At 40.7% G+C, this 20,393-nt stretch carries 17 protein-coding genes and 1 pseudogene; all 18 read right to left on the bottom strand.

The features are described 5' to 3' along the window. Positions 1–117 precede the first annotated feature (117 nt). Positions 118–1,461, bottom strand: coding sequence for an ABC transporter substrate-binding protein (locus ACP8HI_RS00930; RefSeq protein ID WP_438349289.1), 1,344 nt, complete (start codon positions 1,459–1,461; stop codon positions 118–120). Positions 1,462–1,916: 455 nt separating this feature from the next. After that, on the bottom strand, positions 1,917–2,837 hold the full coding sequence (locus tag ACP8HI_RS00925; RefSeq protein ID WP_438349288.1) for a DegV family protein: 921 nt from the start codon (positions 2,835–2,837) through the stop codon (positions 1,917–1,919). A gap of 158 nt (positions 2,838–2,995) precedes the next feature. Continuing rightward, positions 2,996–3,448, bottom strand: a complete 453-nt coding sequence (locus ACP8HI_RS00920; RefSeq protein WP_438349287.1) for a DinB family protein — start codon at positions 3,446–3,448, stop codon at positions 2,996–2,998. Between the two features lie 42 nt (positions 3,449–3,490). Further along, positions 3,491–4,003 (bottom strand): HugZ family protein, encoded by a 513-nt coding sequence (locus ACP8HI_RS00915; RefSeq protein WP_438349286.1) that lies wholly within the window; start codon positions 4,001–4,003, stop codon positions 3,491–3,493. A gap of 43 nt (positions 4,004–4,046) precedes the next feature. Beyond that, positions 4,047–4,826: an ABC transporter ATP-binding protein gene (locus tag ACP8HI_RS00910; protein WP_438349285.1), complete on the bottom strand. Its 780-nt coding sequence runs from the start codon at positions 4,824–4,826 to the stop codon at positions 4,047–4,049. 1 nt (position 4,827) lies between these two features. Next, positions 4,828–5,814, bottom strand: a complete 987-nt coding sequence (locus ACP8HI_RS00905) for a FecCD family ABC transporter permease (RefSeq protein WP_438349284.1) — start codon at positions 5,812–5,814, stop codon at positions 4,828–4,830. Positions 5,815–5,833: 19 nt separating this feature from the next. Beyond that, on the bottom strand, positions 5,834–6,838 hold the full coding sequence (locus tag ACP8HI_RS00900) for an ABC transporter substrate-binding protein (protein WP_438349283.1): 1,005 nt from the start codon (positions 6,836–6,838) through the stop codon (positions 5,834–5,836). 210 nt (positions 6,839–7,048) lie between these two features. Then, positions 7,049–7,525 (bottom strand): GNAT family N-acetyltransferase, encoded by a 477-nt coding sequence (locus tag ACP8HI_RS00895; protein WP_438349282.1) that lies wholly within the window; start codon positions 7,523–7,525, stop codon positions 7,049–7,051. A 135-nt stretch (positions 7,526–7,660) separates the two neighbouring features. Then, entirely contained in the window at positions 7,661–11,590 is a 3,930-nt protein-coding gene (locus tag ACP8HI_RS00890) for a glycosyl hydrolase family 18 protein (RefSeq protein ID WP_438349281.1), read from the bottom strand. Positions 11,591–12,166: 576 nt separating this feature from the next. Then, positions 12,167–12,604 (bottom strand): annotated as a pseudogene (locus ACP8HI_RS00885) (M48 family metallopeptidase); the annotation flags it as partial. A gap of 38 nt (positions 12,605–12,642) precedes the next feature. Further along, the gene (locus ACP8HI_RS00880; protein ID WP_438349280.1) at positions 12,643–13,995 is read right to left on the bottom strand and encodes an MATE family efflux transporter; all 1,353 of its coding nucleotides are present in this window, start codon (positions 13,993–13,995) and stop codon (positions 12,643–12,645) included. A gap of 261 nt (positions 13,996–14,256) precedes the next feature. Further along, positions 14,257–14,604 (bottom strand): hypothetical protein, encoded by a 348-nt coding sequence (locus tag ACP8HI_RS00875; protein ID WP_438349279.1) that lies wholly within the window; start codon positions 14,602–14,604, stop codon positions 14,257–14,259. Positions 14,605–14,768: 164 nt separating this feature from the next. Next, positions 14,769–14,996, bottom strand: a complete 228-nt coding sequence (locus ACP8HI_RS00870) for a TM2 domain-containing protein (RefSeq protein WP_438351662.1) — start codon at positions 14,994–14,996, stop codon at positions 14,769–14,771. 244 nt (positions 14,997–15,240) lie between these two features. After that, on the bottom strand, positions 15,241–15,981 hold the full coding sequence (locus tag ACP8HI_RS00865) for a hypothetical protein (protein ID WP_438349278.1): 741 nt from the start codon (positions 15,979–15,981) through the stop codon (positions 15,241–15,243). A gap of 2 nt (positions 15,982–15,983) precedes the next feature. Continuing rightward, positions 15,984–17,129 (bottom strand): SPFH domain-containing protein, encoded by a 1,146-nt coding sequence (locus ACP8HI_RS00860; protein ID WP_438349277.1) that lies wholly within the window; start codon positions 17,127–17,129, stop codon positions 15,984–15,986. A gap of 411 nt (positions 17,130–17,540) precedes the next feature. Continuing rightward, entirely contained in the window at positions 17,541–17,969 is a 429-nt protein-coding gene (gene fucU / locus ACP8HI_RS00855) for an L-fucose mutarotase (RefSeq protein ID WP_438349276.1), read from the bottom strand. 55 nt (positions 17,970–18,024) lie between these two features. Beyond that, positions 18,025–19,530 carry a rhamnulokinase gene (locus ACP8HI_RS00850; protein WP_438349275.1) on the bottom strand — a complete coding sequence of 502 codons (1,506 nt, stop codon included), beginning with the start codon at positions 19,528–19,530 and terminating at the stop codon, positions 18,025–18,027. A gap of 17 nt (positions 19,531–19,547) precedes the next feature. Further along, positions 19,548–20,204, bottom strand: a complete 657-nt coding sequence (locus ACP8HI_RS00845; RefSeq protein ID WP_438349274.1) for a class II aldolase/adducin family protein — start codon at positions 20,202–20,204, stop codon at positions 19,548–19,550. Between the last annotated feature and the right edge of the window lie 189 nt (positions 20,205–20,393).

Genomic DNA, 20,393 nt, shown 5'->3' with positions numbered 1-20,393 from the left:
ATAGTTATCACCTTTGATGTTTATTTTCTTCATTTGTTGTTAAAAGATTACGCCGCCTTGAGAAAAAGGGCGGCGTAGATCATATAAAATTAGACCGTTGTTAACTTCATTCCATTACTATTTGTTCGCATCCTCAATAGCTTTTGCTTCTTTAAGTGCGTCGGCTGGTGATTTCTTACCAGTTACGACTTGTTGAACTCCAGCACGTAGTGTAGAGAATGTTTCTGGAGTAATTCTGCTATCCACTGGATTATTGATTGAAGCCGAGCTTGCAGCCATTGCGAAACCATCAATTTGAGCTTGTGCCAAACCTGTGATTTCAACGCTAGCCGCAGGAGTACCACCGTTAGCAGTAGCAATCTTTTGAATAACGGAAGTTGAAGTCATATGTTTCAACAATTCAATGGCAGCATCTTTCTTATCTGCATTGTCAAACGTTGATTGAGACAGGTAGAATCCTGATCCGAAACCACCGACAACATCATTTCCGCTACCAACTCCACCAGGAACTACCGGGAAAGGAATGACCGTTGTATTGTCTTTAACTCCTTGATCTGTGAATCCACCAAATGCCCATGATCCTTCAAGAATCATTGCAGCTTTACCTTCGCCATAGTAGTTGGATGCCATACCAAGATCGATAGTTGCAGCATCCTTAGGGAATGCGCCAAGGTCATAAAGTTCCTTCATCGCAGCATAACCTTTTTCCCAGTTAGGATCGATGTCGCCCGACAATCCTTTAGCTTGGCTTTCTGGACCAGCTGCTGAAAGGATGAAGTGCTCAACTACATAATGGGATTGGTCGAATGGAGCAGCCAAAGGAATGATGCCTTTAGCAGCGAACGTTTCAACCGCTTTTTTCATTTTGTCCCAATCTGTAGGAAGTTCAAGGTTGTTGTCTGCAAATAACTGTTTATTTACGAACAGACCTTCGTAGAAACCAGTCAATGGAATGCCATAGATGTTGCCATCAGCTTGTCTTGTGTTCTCAAGAGCACTTGGAGTGAAGCCAGCTTTCCATTCAGCATCTGCTTCCAAGATTTCATTCATAGGAACGACTTTACCGGCATCTACGAATCCTTGAGCATCAGCACCAACGAAGTAGAAAAGTAAGTCAGGCTCATTCCCAGTCGTCATATCCGTGTTAACTTTTGTTCTGAAACCGTCATCATTTGCTGACATGGTATCATTCTCAATTTTTACATTAGGATTGTTTGCTGAGAATTCATCCAAAGCTGCTTGGAAAGATTCACGAGCTGCATCTGTACCACCGAATGTTGAGAATACGCGTAATGATACGTCTTTTTTCGGTTCCTCTTTTTTTGGCTCTTCTGGTTTAACATCTTCCGTTTTAGCGCTTTCATTTTTTGGAGTATTCTTAACTTCTCCCCCGCCACAAGCTGCTAAGAACATGGTGAATACTAAAAACATACTTAGAAGAACTAACGATGATCTTTTCAATTTAAATCCCCCTTAAATAATGGTTTGTAGAGATAGATGTGCATGTTTCTGTATGCTTATGTTCTTGTTGATAAGATGATTCTATGATCTATTTCTGACAAGTGCAATATGCTCCAAGGGAGACAATTCTCTAATAAAATGAGGATAAAATAGATCGAATAGAGTCATGTGAACAGGGGATTTCTGGGCATTTACATCTGAATCCAAGCAACAGAAGGCACATTTATTTAGGAGTCCAAGCAAGTCTTATAGCATGAGGTAGACCTTTAGAATCAGGTCATATGGAGGAGATTTCGTGCTCAAATCAGTAGACAAATTTATCCCTGACACTCATAATTGGCATCGCTTAACACACTATAAAAGCTCTATTTTTATACAATTATTAATAATATTTGGAAAATAAATCAAAAAAAGATGACCTCTTCCTATTACTACTGAAAGGTGGTCACCGCATATTATCTATTCTTTATTTTATTAATGAATTCATTGATTAACAAACCATCTTTCTTATGTCCCTTCTCAATAAAGAACATAGATACTGCCCCTAATCCTACATGGGTCCCTACGGCTACCCCCATTTGCATAATAATTATTTCCCCTATATATTCTGTTTCTCCTCTGAGCTTGTCCATTAACTTCTCAGCAATCGTTCTCTCCGAAGTGTAGCCTATGATGATGAAATCCGTGACTTCCCAATCATTCCTCTGGGTGAACTCCTTCACATAGTGGTTTAACACACCTTTCAATCCTCTTTCTTTAGCTACTATAGCTCCTTTTCCATTTCTCATAGACATGATTGGTTTGATCTTCAGTATTCTACCTATTAAGGCACTAGCATTTGTAAGCCTGCCACTTTTAATTAAATGATTTAGATCATCTACACAGAGAAAATGTTTCACATTTTTTTTATAGGTTTCATTAAAATGTATTAATTCTTCAAAGCTAAATCCTTTTTCTCTCAACATAGCAGTTTTCAAAATCAACCATCCACTACCTTGGCTCATCGATTTGGAATCCACTACATGAATTTGTATAGATGAGTCTGGATGTTCATCGAAAAAGGTTTCTTTAGCAAGTTCAGCGGATTGATAAGATCCACTTGTACCACTTGACATACAAATACATAGTATCGCTGTATGCCCTTCTTCTATAGCATATTTTATTATTTTTAAATATTCTGATGGATTTGGCATGGATGTCGTAGGGGCTTCCTTCAAATTTCCAAGGATAGCATAAAAATCATCAGGTTTTATATCTATTTTATCCCTACACTCTTGACCGTTTATCATTATCATTAATGGTGCGATACCAATGTTATATTTCTCAATTATCTCTTCCGTCAAATCACAAGTTGAGTCCGCCATAATCTTAATCATCTTTAGTTCCTCCAAAGAAAAAGAAGCAGGGCGTTGTTCCGTTCCCTACTTCTCATATATTATGATGCATAATCTATTCACTTTAATCGTCTACCAAAAGATTAGCTTATTAATCAATTTCCGTCAATGAAGTTTGTCGCTTGATGTCGATTCGCGTCTTATTGACTGCCTGCATTTTTCTGAATGAGTGATATCTGTCCTGCGTGAATCCCCGTGTGATACATCAGTCTTCCTATCGCTTCCAGTGGCGTAGATGCCCCGAAGGAGGACTCAACAGAGTGATGCCACGCCTCTTCTGGAAGATCACGCATCGCTTCGGTCAAATGTGCGTTTGAAGCTGTCAGTAGATCAACGAGCTCTGTTATACGAGTGAAAGAAGTATGATCCCCCTCCGCTCCCTGTGTCATGGCTTCTTTCATCTCCTCGGGTATCTTCCTACCGAAGAACCAATCAGCGAACATATATTCAACCTCTGCGTTATGACGAATCAATGACCCGATGGATGCAGAACCGATTTGCAAACTCAGATTCTGCTCCGGTAATGCCTTCACCATTGTATGAAATCGTTCTTGAACCGCTTGCCATATCGGTAATACAGTTAAGAATGACATATATACTTACCTCCTCTAAACATCCATTCAATGTTATGTACTTTATTTGTTCACAATATCTTTTTTCTTATCCACAACAACATGGTTGAACACATTAGCATCCAAATCTAGATCGAAAGCCATACCGAAGCCAACAACGTAACGCCCTTGTAACGGAGTCATTTCGAACAAAGAGAAATCCAGCCCACGCAGTAAATCCATCATTTTAGAACTATGGTCGGTATTGAATAGTTCAAATATATCCTCATGTCCTTCATTACCGATATTCATCGAAGTACAACTCCAACGCACTCGCTCAGTTGCAAATTTGTTGTTCGTTGTAGACTCGTCTCCAATAAGAAGCACATCAACATACTTGTTATTCTCCATATATCTATAGTGGTCGGCGATTTGACTAATATAAATATAGAACTTACCATCCTTCTTAACGAAAGGAGCATAACTAATAAACGGCTTACCTTCATCGTCTATTAAACTCAAAATGAGATTTTTACGATTTTCAATAAACTGCAAATAAGTTTCCTTATACTTTTCTACATCAACTGGCTTTTTCAATATAAATCCCTCCATTTAAATGTTATCTTCTTTATTATTCTGATTATCTAACGGTACTTAATAAATGAATGCGGGGTTTCTTCTCTGATGAAACATATTGGATCTCTGCATCCATTCGGTAAACCTGTCGAATCATATCTTCTGTCATCACTTCATTCGGTGTGCCACACATCGCTTTCTCACCATCTTGCACAACAACAATGTTATCGCTATAGCGGGAAGCTTGATTAAGATCATGCAACACCATTACAATGGTCATCCCCATCTCCGCATTAAGTTCACGAATAAGTTCAAGCACTTCATGCTGGTGGGAAATATCCAAGTACGTTGTCGGTTCGTCAAGTAACATAATTTTAGGTCGCTGTGCCAGTGCCATCGCAATCCATGCGCGCTGCGATTCACCACCGGACAAGGAAGAGACCGTTCGATCCTTGTAGGCTGTTAAATGTGTCTTCTCAAGCGCCCAGTGAACGACCTCCATGTCATCATGATTTAACTTCTCGAACCACTTTTTATGCGGATATCTGCCATAAGAGACTAGATCAACCACAGTCATATCGCTTGGTGCTTGATTCTTCTGACTGAGCATACACATCTTTCGCGCAACTTGTTTGGCACTCATGGATTTCAAATTCATGTCTTCGAGCATTACCTTACCTTTATGATAAGGAATAAGCCGCGAAATCGCTTTGAGTATTGTAGATTTACCCGAGCCATTAGGTCCAATGATAGACATGATCTCACCTTGCTTCACTGCGAAGGAGAAGTCATTAATAATACTCTTCTGCTCATACCGAATCGAAATGGAATCAACCGTAAACATATTAATATGTCCTCCTTCTCATCAGGTATAGAAAATAAGGTGCACCGATGACAGCCATTAGAATGCCAGCAGGTATATCCAATGGTGAGAACAATGTACGACCACCCGTATCAGCAATCAAAAGTACAAGTGCTCCAAGTGCCATACTCATCGGTAATAAATATTTATAGTCTGAGCCGACTAACATTCTAGCCATATGGGGGACAATGAGACCGACAAAACCGATCATCCCAATCGCCGCTACAGAGATTGCTGCCAAGAAAACAGCTAATAAGGATAGCAAGATACGGATTCGGTTCACATTCTCGCCTAGATTAGAAGCAACCTGATCGCCAAGCCGAATGATATTTGCCTTGCGTATAGCGAAGATCGATAATATCCAACCAACGATGGCATACGGGTACACCATTCCCAAGGCATTATTACCTTTTGCAGCTAGGCTACCGTTCAACCATTGGACCGCGGCTGGGAGTCGATCACTATACATAATTGTAAGAAATCCGATCACACCTCCACATAGGGCATTCACCGCAACGCCAGATAAAATAATTGTGATCGGTGATATGCCATTCCGTCTCCATGCCAGTACATAAACAATGGTTGCGGCAATTAATCCGCCAACAAAAGCAGCAATCGGTATAAATTGAGTATATTCCGGTAAAGCGAGCATGATGAGAAGCACGCAAGCAGCAGCCCCGCTAGTAACACCCGTCAGACCAGGATCTGCAAGTGGATTACCCATTACAGCTTGTAATAGGGCTCCCGAGATCGCAATATTCGCACCTATTATCAGCGCCAGAAGTACGCGTGGCAATCGAATATCCCAGATGATTGTGCTATTTACTGCTTCGGAGGATTTAATAAAGAGCGTTCTAAATATGTCTGGTATAGAAATAGACACACTGCCTAGTCCGATGGCGATTATTGCTGCAACAATCGTCAGGATGAACGTCATGATAACAATGGACCGACTTCTAGATATACTCATCACCTGCTATCTCCCCTGTTTATTCATAGAAGTAGTTTGCAATTTGAGTCAACGCTTGCTCCACATTACTTATCGAAGTTACACCAAAGATACTGTAGTCTAAAATATGAATTTTATCATTCTTGTATGCTGAGAGCTTCGTCCAAGCATCATTATTGTCTACTTCCTTCTTAAACTTGTCCTCTGATGCACCGTGATCGCCTGAAGCCAACACGAGAATGATATCTGGATCAGCAGCTACAACATTCTCCATATTTATGGCAGAGTATGTCTCAGACACTTTCAATACGGATGTTGCAATATTATCTGCACCAAGCTTCTTCACCAGACTGCCCAGATAAGACTTCTCACTCATCACCATGAATGAATCCGAGGTTCCGATCATCAACATCACACTCGGTAGTTCCTTCCCTTCAGCTTGTTTCAGCAAATCATTTTCTTTGTTCAATATCGTACTCAGAACCGTATTCATCTCATCTATTTTATTGAAATAAGTACCTAACACTTTAAAACTAAGTTTCAAGTCATCGAATGAGTCTGTTCGTAAATAAGCCTTTTCCAATTCAATCCCTTCCAGATTCTTGTCTAATGTACTTCGTAATGATTCCGCTCCAAGCAACAAATCTGGCTTAAGCTTAGTCACAATCTCAAGATCTGGCGCCATAGGCGATCCAATACGCTCAACTGCATCGAAATCTGCAGGAATCGGATTAGTTGAGGTCGGCACTCCTACGGGAGTAATACCTAGCAAATGAAGCATCTCTGTTAGGGGTACGGATGTCGTTACAATTCGCTCCGGCACATCCGTAGGAAATTGACTTAGCGCTTCAGTGAATGTAGCTTCATCTACGCCATCGTTATCTAGACTGTATACATTTTCAGTATTCTCAACTGTATTCTTTGTTTCCTCACTTGCAGTATTCGTAGCTACTTCTTTCTTTGGTTCATTGTTGACTGTATTCGTTGAGCACGCAGTCATTACGGTAAGAACCGCAATAAGTATAAGTATATAAATCTTCTTCAAAATGTACCCCTCCGTTTATATTTGGATATAATGCTCATTATCAGGTTCGCAATGATCAAGATCTCAATGATAATGATTTTCATTCTCGGTACAATGATATTGGTTATCACTCACTGTTGTCAACCTATTTATTCCTTCAGTTACATTTTGGTCAAAAAAAAGAAGCGGGACTATGCCCGCTCCGTTGTTATCTACGCCACTCATATTGACTTAGTAATATGTCATCCACATCGTACTACCCACAACCTCAAAGCCTTGCTTGAACCAGAAATTCCGGGATTTATCTAAAGTATATACGTATATTCTTTTGTTAGGATACTTTACTTTAAGCCAGTTTATGAAAGATGCTGCATAACCCTTACGTTCAAATTCTTTGAGAACATCTAGCGCTTCTATAAAAATAAAATCTGTTTTATTTTTAATATCAATATAGAAGTCCTTTTCTAGATATCTTTCATCTTCACGGAAATAATCTTGTTCCGCCTTTTGAATTAACTGTTTCCCACTATTGTATTCCCAAATAACGCCATATCCGACCATAAGATCGTTAGCTTCAATGACGTAGAGTTCTTCAGGTATATCCGAGGTTTGCTTCTTACTCAATTCCCCTGCATGATATCCCGACTTCAATTCGCTTAATATCGTTTGCATTTCTTGATCAAATGGTTTCGCAGTAATTGTAGGCATTTTCTATCTCCTTTGCTAGTTGTAGCGTGTATAAGAGTAACTTATTAGATACCTGCCGTCAATCTATGATGCCTCTTTATATCGTATATTCAAACAGTAAAAAGGCACGGAATATGAATTCCGTGCCTTTCATTATTAATTAGATAATCCTAATGTACGAAGAGTTCTCATCACAGTAACTGCGGCCTGAGCTTTGGTAACATTCGACTGAGGATCTAATTTAGTTGGAGATACCCCTTGAATGATTTTCTGCTCGACCATCAGCGCTAATGAAGCTTTCGCATACGAGGAAATCGTCTTTTGATCACTAAACTGATTTAGTATTGCAAGATCTGCATCCTGCTTCTTGCCCGCATACTTCATTGCATTAGCAAGCATAACCGCCAACTCTTGGCGTGTCACCTTATCATTGGGACCAAATGTGTTCTCTGTTTTTCCGTGAATGAATCCAGCTTTATTGGCTGCTGCAATTTCTCTTGCATACTTCGATTGAGGATCCACGTCTTTATAAGTTTCACTAGTCTCATTAGGGATGAGGCCTAAAGCCTTTACGATCATCGAAGCGACTTCAGCACGTGTAATATGACTATTAGATCCAAATTGATCCACACTCTCTCCAGATACAATTAGCTTCGTCGTAGCCTGTGTTATATCCTTCTGCGCCCAATCTGCAGTAACATCTTGGAAGTTAAAGTCAGTTGAAACAATAGAGTAAATGCTATTTCCTTGTCTCTTCAATTCCACTGTTACAGTTCCATCTGCGTTCACAGTGAATAAGGTTGGCACAGAACGAATCTCATTGGCCCCTGGGATAAAGACAACACCAGTAATCCGGGACACATCGATCTCTTTTCCGTCCAATATGAATTTTCGACTTAGAAAATGGTTCCCAAAATCTTTGATCTCCGTAGATGTCTTGTCTGCGTTGATCTGTTCGATCTTAAATTCCAGTGGACTAACGAGTTGCTTCATTCCGCTATCCTGTAACAACTTCGTAAGTTGATCGTTAATCGTTTGTGCAGAAGACTCGATCGTAATTTTAATATCTTTTGATGGATCGACGGAACGAATTGGAATAATATATTCCACTCCATTTGTTACAATGGATAGCGTCGCTTGTTCCCCTTTTTTCGCAATAGCAGCAACGATCTCTTTAGGAACGATCACTTCTACTTGCTTCGCTTTGTCGCTAGCGACGATTCGGAATGTTGATGAAGTCGACTCATTAATCGTCGCTAATGAAGTAGCTAATTGTAGAGTTACATTCAGCTTATCTCCATCTTTGGTAATACGGGCATCCAATTGATTTTTCACTTTTGTCGGTGTTGGTGTTACTCCTCCCGATGAAGGATACGATACCGACGGCGTAGATGGTGGTGTTGCGCTCTCTGGTTGTGTTGTCACACTCAACTCATTACTTTCAATGGATACCTTTTGAATTTGATCATTATCTTTTACGATGGCAATAACATGAATTTTATAATTAGTGCCGGCTGCGAGAGAACTTAACTTATATTGCCTTGCTGTTGTATAACCTACATATTGTTTATTCATGAAAATTTCGTATCCAGTTGCTTCCTCTATGGCATCCCATTTCACTTGAATGTCATTCTGACCACTGGATGTGAGTAGGAGATTCTGAGGTATAGCTAGCGCTGACGTATTCACTGAGCCATCAATTGGCAAGTTATTGACCAACTCTGTGCTTAACGTTCTATTACGATCTCCACTAATCTCCCAGCTCATCACACCTGCAAGATCCAATGACTTCAAGAAGGAGGCCGTGTACATCATTGACTCCTTGTCATTGTAGGTAATAAAGACTTGCTCTTCACTGTTGTATAAATAGGCTACCTTAGATGCGTCATTCCAATAACGAACATAACCATTCTTGTTCACAAAGTCATTCTCCAGAGCTGAGAAATCAAATATACCACTTTCCCATGATCCAAATTGAGTACCTCCGGCACAAGTCTGATATTGTCCACCCGTTGGGCAGTCCCTCCAACCCTTCCCATAAAACGGAATCCCAACAACTAATTTATAATTGGGCACACCTCCGTTTAAATGACCTACCACTCCACCTTGGACATTATTTCTAGGTGCTGATGAAAAAGGATTGTTGATATCATAGTACAGCGGCGCATTGTGATGAGCCAGTGTTTCCCAGCTTCCGCTGTAATCATAGGTCATAATATTGATGAAATCTAGATAACTTGCGGAATTAACAAAATCTGCATTGACGGTGAAATTATCTCCCTGTCCAGATGCAATCGTCTGAAGATAATACTTGCCATCCTCTGAACCCGCAGCATCTAAAGCTTCACGAACCGTTTTTACCATGAGAGGATAGTTTTCTTTGTCTTCTGCTCTTCTAGAATTATCAGGCTCTCCTCCCTCAACGGGGTATTCCCAGTCAATATCAATTCCGTCTAAGCGATACTCGCGCAGGAATTTAACTATGGAGTTAGCGAAAGCGCGACGAGTTTCTTCGGTCGCTGCCATATTGGAAAAGTTCTTCGACCAGGTCCAGCCACCTGCTGAGACCAATAACTTCAAGTTAGGATTCTGATCTCTAATTGTTGCAAGTGTGTTGAAATTATCCAGATCTACTTCCGGATCGCCAATAACCATTTCGCCATCAAATACATACTCCTTTTGCAAAGGAATATTGTCGTTCTGACAAGCCGTAGCACCTGTTCCGAATCCTTTCCAACATAGATCGGAGAAGGCATAATTAATATGAGTGATTTGCGATACATCGATCTCGGATGGTTTGAAATTCCGTCCATCCTCACTAACAGACCATGATGTATAGTAAGTAACAATATTATAATTACTTCCAGGTACAACCTTCACATCAGAACTTTCTGATGATTCCCAAAGACTATTTTTGGCCACCACTTTAATACTGTACGATTGACCTTCAGTAAGTCCAGTCGCTACGTAGCGATTAGAATCACTTGAGCCTACTAGAGTATCATCTTGGTAAATATCATAGCTTGTAGCACCAGGGGAAGGAGCCCACCCTAATGAAGCCGTTGTTCTTGTTGCCGTTACGATCTTTACATCCTTAGGTGATTCTAGTTCTCCCCAAGTAATGGTTACTTTATTGCTGTTAGCTGAAACAGGGTTCGGAGGATTCTGTGCCCCTACTTCAAAATTGTACGTCTCACCTATTATCAAACCTCCAGCAGGAGCGTACGTAATCGTAGTTACGGAATTTTCCCATGTCCCTCCCATCCAACCACCATTCACATAGAGGTCATAGCCAGTTGCTTGAGGACTTGCACCCCAATTCAAGGTCACAGACGCATCCGTCACATCCGTCACTTTTAAGTAACTCGGTGCTACTAAAGGTGCAGCTGGGTATAGGCGCATGTCTTCCAACGTAGTAAACGTTACTATGTTACTCTTTTGTTCTGGTGTGAGATTAGGTGCTTGAATTCCATCAGCACCTACATAAAAGGAGTATGTCGTCTCTGGTTCCAAGCCACCTACAACTTGAGCTCCATCGTTTGCCCAGAAAATATACTTATTATTTTGATCCCAAATCCAATAAGCCTTTATTCCTGGTACAGGATCCCATTTTAAAGACACTGTATTATGTGTCACATCTACAACAGATAAGTTACGAGGACCAATGTTCGTTGGAGGTCCAGGATCAACCTCTCCCGCAAGCGTAGTAAACTCGATAACATTACTTTTATGTGCTCGAGTAGCTGGTCTCTCATGCCATGTAATATAAAACTTATACGTAGTTTCTGGAGTTAGTTTATCCAGTGTTTTGCTTCCATAATTACCCCAAGTATCCGCACCAGTCTCCACATTCCAAATATCAATATCAACTATTTCCTTATCTACATGCGAATCCCATTCTATTGTTGCGGTAGTCGCCGTTATTGAGTCTTGCACAACTCTCAAATTTTGCGGTGCAAGTGGATCTACCTCTGCTTCTGCCGCATACGATGCTGGCCCAGGAATGAATGTACCCAATGCTACAATAAAACTCATAAACAACACCATAAATTTAAATGTTCTCTTCTGAACTATACGCACTTTCATCCCCCTCATAATAACTTGATTTCTAAATTCAGCTCTTTATTGTAAGCGATTTCATAATCGTCTAAAAATGGACAAACGTTTAGAGTCACCATCCTTATCCATGATTTCGTTCAGTATTTCCAAATCTTACGCCTCCCTAATAAAATATAGTGATTATGTAATATACATGAGGTTATATAAATAATGAGGTGAAAACCAGCTGAAAACAAGGGTGACATTTTTACTTTGATAGGATAAATACATCTACTTTCATTACGAGTAATTGGTTTATCATGCTACTATGAAACTAGATTTCCACGTAAAAAACAAAACAAAAAGAGCGAGATTATATCGAGGATACTGAAAATTTCATGATATTAATTTACTAAGTTCAATGAACATAAATAAAGTCGAAATTCCATTCAATTTTAAATGGAATTTCGACTTTATTTTATTCTCTACCTCAATACCGAACACTTCGCAGTACAAAGAATAAGGCTGAATCATCGTCTAATCTAGCCCCACACCATAATGCGTCGCTACCACATGCTTGCACATAATTGCCAAGTCAGGACAGCTAGAAACACAGGGACATTCTTATAGTGTCATAGAATGCCCATACTGCGCTAGAAACTCTTCCTTTTTTTTATAATCCGGCATAACACTTCCGAGACGTCTCCAGAATGATCTATCGTGATTCATATGGAGAAGATGACATAACTCATGGATAACCACATAATCTATTACTTCCATTGGTGCCATGGCTAGACGATAATTAAAGGTTAGCTTTTTGTCCGAACTACAACTGCCCCATTTGATTCTCGACTCTACGATCTCAATCGTTTTAGGCTTTACTCCCAGTTGTATTTGATATATTTTTATTCGTTCTCCTACAATTTTCTTACAGCTAGAGAAATAGAACTTCTTGAGATTCTTTTTGAGTTCCTCTTCATTTAATTCACTGGTCTCTATTAATTCATGAAGAGAATACTCCTTTCCCATGTAAAGGAATGTGCCATTGTCTTGATACTCTTTTTTATTTGTCATGATTTGTGCAAAGAACCCCTATCTATTTAAATTAGCTTGTGGGCATACCATTTATCCCCTTTGAATCGCCATGCAAAGATCAATCCGCGAATACCCCATTCGGCAACCATAGCCACCCAGACACCCATAATACCGAAATGAAGTGTTACTCCTAATATATATCCTAATATCACACGGAACAACCACATAGAAAGCAAGGAAGAGATCGAAGTAAATTTCGAATCCCCAGCTGCACGTAATGCTGATGGCATAATAAAGCTAAATGACCACAAAATTGGTTGTGCAATCGATATTAATAAAGTAAGTGCGAATATCGTAGGAATAATGTCTTCCGGCGGAGAGAACAATTTCACAATCAGTGGGAATAATGGCAGTATTATGAGCGTTGCGATCACGAAGAACACCGTAGAAAGTCCGATAAAAGATTTAATAAACTTCCTTGCATCCTGAACGTTTCTTCGCCCAATACACTGACCAACAACCGTTACAACGGAAATGCTCAGTGCATTCCCCCCAATTTGAAATAACAGCGATATGGAGCCACTGATCGCATTCACCGTCATCGCTAACGTCCCCAATTGTACAATGAACGTCTGCGTTAATAGTTTACCACCATTGAAAAACATTTGTTCTGCGGCAAATGGAATCCCGATGTACATGATTTTCTTTAGAATTGAAAAATTAAGCTTCAGCGCATTTCTTATTTTGAAGCGTAACGTCTGATTATACTTTAACAAATAGATTAACGATGTAACCATTCCCAATACTCTGGCTAGAATCATAGAGATTACTAACCCCATAACACCCATATCAAAAACTGTGATTAACACGATATTTAAACATAAGTAAGTTAAATTCATAATTAACGATAAACCCAAGCATGCTTTTGTCTCAGCAACACCTCGGAGCACGCCACTCACCGCTTGAAATATCGCCATGAATGGATAAGAGATACAACTACCGATGAGGAAAATCTTTGCATTGCGGAACACTTCTTCTTCAGCATTACCAAATAGTAAGTTTAAGGTAGGTGTATGAAACAAGATTACGAACACACTGATCAGCACAGATAATATCGTAACTGCGGATATGGCTTGCGCGGCAGCCTTAGATACCATCTCTTGATTCCCACTACCTTTATATTGCGCCACAATAACAGTACCGCCTGTCGCTACAGCGACAAACACATTAATCAAGAAAATATTCAGCGAATCGACCATACTCACCGCACTGACAGCAGCAACCCCAGAGGAACTTATCATCGCGGTATTCAGCAAGCCCATCAAAATAATAAACGCTTGATCCACAAAAATGGGGATAACGATGGCGATAATTTGTTTGTAATCAATCGCGTCCCCTGTAAAATATTTATTCAACATGAAAACTGTTCTTTTTTTTATATTCAGTCTCATACTATTCACTGCATCATCACTTCTTTGGTTAGATTGTATCAAAAGACATCATTAATCGTCGAACTGCTTTGCATATTATACCACTCCTAAAAAGAGTGTGCTGTGAAGACTGTTGCCTCATCGTGTTATTGATACTCTAAACGCAGAAAAGACGAACCACGATTTCTCGGCAGTCCGCCTTCCCTTAGAAAGCTCATTTTCATTTAACCCATCTTGAACAGGGAATGTTCACTTTTTATCCACTTGGAGCAGTATTATGTTCTTAACCGAAAATGTATCTTTAATTCTGTCTTCCGAGATAACATTCAGTTTAATCAAGCTCGCGATTTTGGAGGAATCCGGCTTTGAGAGCATACGCCACACTTCTGGATCAGGCAACGATTCGAAAAGCTTCTTATCATCGTATTCCTTCCGTTCTTGGCGGACAATCTTCACCTTATAGCTTCCGAACTCAAGATCGGAAACGTCCTGCTCTGCACAATGATTCATAATCTCGCTCCGCAGTACCGCCAATTCTTGCTCTATCTCTTTGTGCTTTTGCTTCAGTTGATAGTATCGTTTTACTTTCTTGTCCACTTTATTCACCCTCCTCTTTATTACATGTTTATGCTGAGGAGGGTAATTTAGGACAAGAAAGCATGGCTAATTGTTCGAAACAAAAAGACACCACCTTTTAAAGGTAGTGACTTATTAACCTGCGCGATTATTTCTCGGAATATTAGTAAAATCCAATCCGTAATTTATCTAATTCTTTTTCCATACTTCGTGTGAAATGATTGGTCAGAAGAGGCTAAATATATAATCCCTTCAATAAAGCCAATGATAGCTGGAATATAAGTCCAGCAGAAAATCAAGTATAGAATCCCCATCCCTATTTTTCCTAGATAGAATTTATGAATACCAAAACCGCCCAAGAAAATACCGAGCAAACCTGCTGCTACCTTATTTTTAGTAGGAACATATTGAATGGTTTCTTGAGCATAAATCGGTGATGCTTGTTGATACGGTGGTGGTGCTTGTTGATACTGTGGCGGCGCTTGATATTGCTGTTGCTGTTGTTGCTGTTGTTGTTGTTGTTGTTGTTGTTGCTGAGTTTGTGGGACAGATACACTTTCCCCACAGTATTTACACTCTGTTACATTCATTCCTATCGATGCCCCACAAGATGGGCAGTTCTTTATACTCATTTTCATATCTCCTCATCTGCTATTGTTATTTAATCATGAGTTGTTCCCTGCGTATGATAAGTCTCCTTGTTTCCTCTATCAATCCTTGAGCATCATCTGCATGATTGTCAGTAGAGCTTGCTTCAATCATTGTTCGAAGATACTCTAAATTCCCTCTAATTTGATTCTCTACATCACTTACTGCACTATTTCCGGATATCCTCATAAATGGCGTAGAGGCATTGATTCGTTCTTTCAGTTTCGCAAATAAGTCGATAATCGGTAACATTCTGTCATTATGTTTCTTTGCGATCATCATTTCTTCGATATCCATTAGTTGCATATTTAGAGATTGCTTTACCATTTGCTCTACTACTACTTTGCTCATGTCATCTGATATACCCTTTGAAAAGAATCCTGTGATGGCTAATAAACCGAGGAATAGAGCAAGAACAAGCAGTTCCCATACAACATACCAAAGCATACTCCCTGCAATTAAGAACACAGAAAGGACGTTAGATACGATCACATACAATATTAATAGAAAGATAATATATGTAGAATACGCCACACCCATCTTTTGTAACAATACATTCGGAAAAGCAACGGCTCCATTGATAATCACAAGTCCCATTAGTAATACTAACAGCATTAAAATAGATTTCATAGGATCAATCAATATAAATAACCCAAAAAAGGCAAAGAAGGAAATGACCATAGCAATGTCAAAAATGAGGCATGCCAACACTATTAATCTGCTAGATAATGAAAAATTATAACGATTCATAGTCAACCCTCCATTTTCGTTCCACAATCAGAGCAAAACTTCGTTCCAGATGGATTCTCTTTGTTACAGCCTGAGCATACTTTCTTGGCTAAAGAGCAACCACAATCGGAACAAAACTTCATATGTTCATTTACTAAAACTCCACAGGAGTGGCATGCAATTTTTACAATCTCCAGTTTATCCCCGCAGTTTGAACAAAATTTAGTTCCTTCTGCATTCAATGCTCCACACTTACTACAGGGGGATGCTTTTGAAGAAGGCTGCATCACATCGCCAACACCTTTTGCAAACGTATTGCCCACAGCCAATCCTGCTCCAGCCCCAAGGCCAAGTCCAATACCCGCTGCAGCAATATTCCCATCGCTTTCATTTCCAGCAGCAGTTTCCATAACATCAAATGATCGCTTAACGGAGTATCGATGATCACCAATGATATCAAAAGCCGCCTTTTCCCCTAATATTTTGTTAATCGCTTCGAAATCCTCGTCTGGAAAGTTGATTGATGACAAATAGAAATTAACCACTTCAATTCCAAATCGATCAAATTCACTAGCAACATGTAGTTTAGATAAGGTCGATATTTCTTCTAGTCGAGGTGCTATTTCAAGTACAGAAATCTTCTGATTAATAACAGTATCTGCAATCAACGTTTTCATCTTAGTTATAATGACGCCCTTGAAATAATTCATCACCGTAGCATACTTAACAACTTCCCCATCGCCCACGGCACCGATCAGTTCTGTTAAAAATACACGATAATCAGAAATTCTAATCCCCAATTGTCCGAATGCACGAACTCTTAATCTCACAGCATATTTAGGGTCAATTAAGCTAATTGGATCTGACGTTCCCCACAAAATATCAAGCTTCGCTGTTCTATTTATGAAAAACACTTCTGCTGTGAATGGAGTTTTACCCCCAAAAGGCATATTAATGAGTGCTTGCAAAATAGGGATGTTATGTGTGCTCAGCGTATGCGTACCTGCTGAAAAATAATCGACAGCCTTTCCACCCTTTACAAATACTGCTATTTGCCCTTCTGCGACAATAAGCTGGGTTCCAAAAACAAAGCTCTCTCCAGGATAACGATAAACTAACCAATCACGATTTGCTAAGCCATTGAATTTGATAATGTCTATTAATGCCAATCCTACCACCCCGTTTTTCTTTATTCACTAGGAATTAGATGCTACTCAATAGGTCTTTATGCTTGCTTCCACTTAAATCATTAATAATAGTTCCAAAAGACTTATTCTACAAGACTTATTCTACATTTCACCTGTAAAACCCTTCCTTCGACATTAAATAACCCTACAAAGTACTCATTCCTCAAAATAGATATACTACATACTCCCCATGCGGATAAAATATCAGAAAAATTAAACGACCACTCCCCGGTATAGTACCGAAAAGCAGTCATTTCATAAACCTTTTGTTGTTGTCTACAGACCATTCGCCCCAGATTGAAGCCGTTCAAGAACGCGCTGCCCTTCGTCTATCCATGCAAGCGGATGTGCACATATGAGATTTATCCCATAATGTGCATGTTGAGCTATCTCTTATATAACGACACCTTTTTTCAAAATAATGTTTCCATAAAGCGCTCTTTCACCTGTCGAAACGATGGCATATGCCTTTTTGGCTCTCTCGTAAAATGAAAATCGCTCTATTTCCTCGAAAACATCATCAACGGGATGGTATTTCTCGACAATGGATCTATAGACATTCCAAATCGGGGTTTGCACTGTATCGCCTAGAGTTACGGCCATCAATGAAACGGGGTGGTCTACATAAACATCAAGCGGAAACAACGGTAATACAGCCTCCAATAATTCAGGAATACCGTGCCCATCACAGCGGATCAGACGCTGAGCGTGACTCGCTGCTGGGAAATTCCCGTCGCCTAACACAATCTCGTCAGCATGACCCATTTCCAGCAAAATTTTGAGCAATTCCGGCGAAATGATACCCGGGATTCCTTTTAACATATCAGACCCTCCAGTCAATTATCGGTCTACAAAGGGGTTAACCTACCTCTTCATTCTACTTCGCAGCAATCATCGTGATCCGGGAGTACCTGTTATACGCCTCCGCCCACTCCTGTTGATTCTCTGGCACGTACGTTTGGAGCGGGAAAGATGCCTTTACCAATTCGAGGCCATCCTGCAAATCAGAGATATGCCCCCCTGTCTCTAACTGTACCAACATATTACCAATAGCACTCGCTTCCACGGGTCCTGCCCATACAGGGCGTCCAATCGCATTTGCCGTAAAGCGACACAGTAATTCATTCTGGATGCCACCCCCGACCATATGCAGTACTTCAAAATGGGACTTCGTCAACTGCTCTGCCTGCTCTAGTACTCCACGATAACGTAAAGCAAGACTCTCCAGTATGCAACGGACAATTTCACCTTCCGAGAGAGGATGGGGTTGCCCTGTCTCCCGACAAAAACTTCGGATGGCCTCGGGCATATCATCTGGGTTCATAAAACGGAGATCATCAGGATCAATCAAACAGTGAAATGGCGCCGACTCTTCAGCCAGCTTGACGAGATCGCCGAATGAGAAGATCAATCCCCTTTGTTCCCACTTGCGTTTGCATTCCTGAATAATCCATAGTCCCATAATGTTCTTGAGTAGATGATAGGTTCCCCCTGCTCCACCTTCATTGGAAAATTGATACTCCATCACGGCAGGATCAAGTAACGGTGCCTTCATTACCGTCCCAAGTAGCGACCATGTACCACTAACGAGGTACGCATAAGAAGAAGTTGATGCTGGTACTGCCACTGCAGCCGATTCCGTATCATGCGAGGCGACCGCAATGACCTTCATCTTGGGAACTCCGAGTTCGGCGCATAGCGCATCGGTCAATTCTCCAATGACTGTACCTGGCTGAACAGGTTCTAGAAATATAGAAGCAGGAAGTCCTAATTCCTCCATCAAGGACGTGTTCCAAGCTGCGGCACCGGGATCATACAACTGCGTAGTAGTCGCCATTGTAAATTCACAAGCTTTACAACCGGTAAGAAAATAATTGAGTAAGTCAGGCGTTAACAGGAGTGTTTCCGCTACATCTAGCTTGGGAGAACCCACTTTTTTCATAGCATATAATTGATAGAGTGTATTAAAAGGCATAAATTGCAGGCCGCTCTCGCGAAACAATCTCTGCGGTCCAATAAGTGCCGATACCTCTTCAACTAAGCCTTCCGTTTGACGATCTCTGTAATGATACGGAATACCCAACAATTCACCATTGCGATCAAGTAGGCCGAAATCAACACCCCATGTGTCGATAGCACAGCTCTCCGGATTAAATCCAGCTTGGAATGCTTTGCGGATTCCGTTCTTCATCTCCTGCAGCAGCAAGGGGGTGTCCCAATGCAGATGGTTGCCTATTTGTATAGCATGGTTAGGAAAACGATGGACTTCCGTAATCCTCAGTTTGTCCTTACCGCCATCCTCATCTGCTACCTTCTCACCAATAAGAGCCCGACCACTGCTAGCTCCCAGATCAAAAGCCAAAACACATGGCAATTGCTTCATGGATGACACCGCCTCACTCATTTCATTTTCTGAAGCAACTGGATTCGATATTCTTCGCTTTCAAGCGCTGCGATGTCCGCAACCTCCTGATCTGTCAACGGAACCGGTGTTCCTGCTGCTTTCGCGCTCAAGTAGATCTTCGCACTCTCCTCCACGACCTGTGTGCGGTAATAAGCTTCCCGCAGATTGCGACCTGTCGTCACGAGTCCGTGGTTTCCGAGTAGAATCGAACTTGCTTCATTTACTTTAGCAGCAACCGCATCGGCTAACAGGTCCGTTGTCGGAATCAAATAAGGTATAAAGGCTGTTCTTCCAACAAGTGCGGCTTGGTCTGGGAACATCATTGGTAAATTCTCTTCAATTAAAGTGAACGCAATACAATATGAAGGATGGGTATGAACCATGGCTCCCATATCTGGCTTCTGCCGATATCCATATAAGTGCATCAGCACTTCTGACGATGGTCGCAGACCTTTATCGGTAATTTCACCCGTAGGGATATCGACTTCAACCCATTGTTCCGGCTGAATTTCCTCAAGAGCAAAACCACTTGGTGACAAGTACATCTTATCTCCCGCCCGGGCGCTGATGTTCCCTCCCGGTCCAACGACTAAACCGTTGTCGACAATTTTGCGGGCATATTTGCATAGTTCTTGGCGTATATCTTTGTACATGATGTTGTCTCCCCTTTTTTGTAGCTAAAATTTATAGTTGGGTGAATTATGCCCGCTGTGCATGCCGTTTGACCCTTCGATCGTTGTTGCAGCGGATTCATTTGAATTAATTACACCTGATTAGGTAATAATCCCACTGCAAAGACGAACGCTTACGCTTCTCCAGATTCAAACGGCCCGCTCCGCTAA

Origin of the sequence: Paenibacillus sp. FA6, from assembly GCF_051550225.1 — a bacterium.
Lineage (GTDB): Bacteria > Bacillota > Bacilli > Paenibacillales > Paenibacillaceae > Paenibacillus_AQ.
Note: the sequence above shows the minus strand (reverse complement) of the source record. Positions and strands in the feature narration are given on the sequence as shown.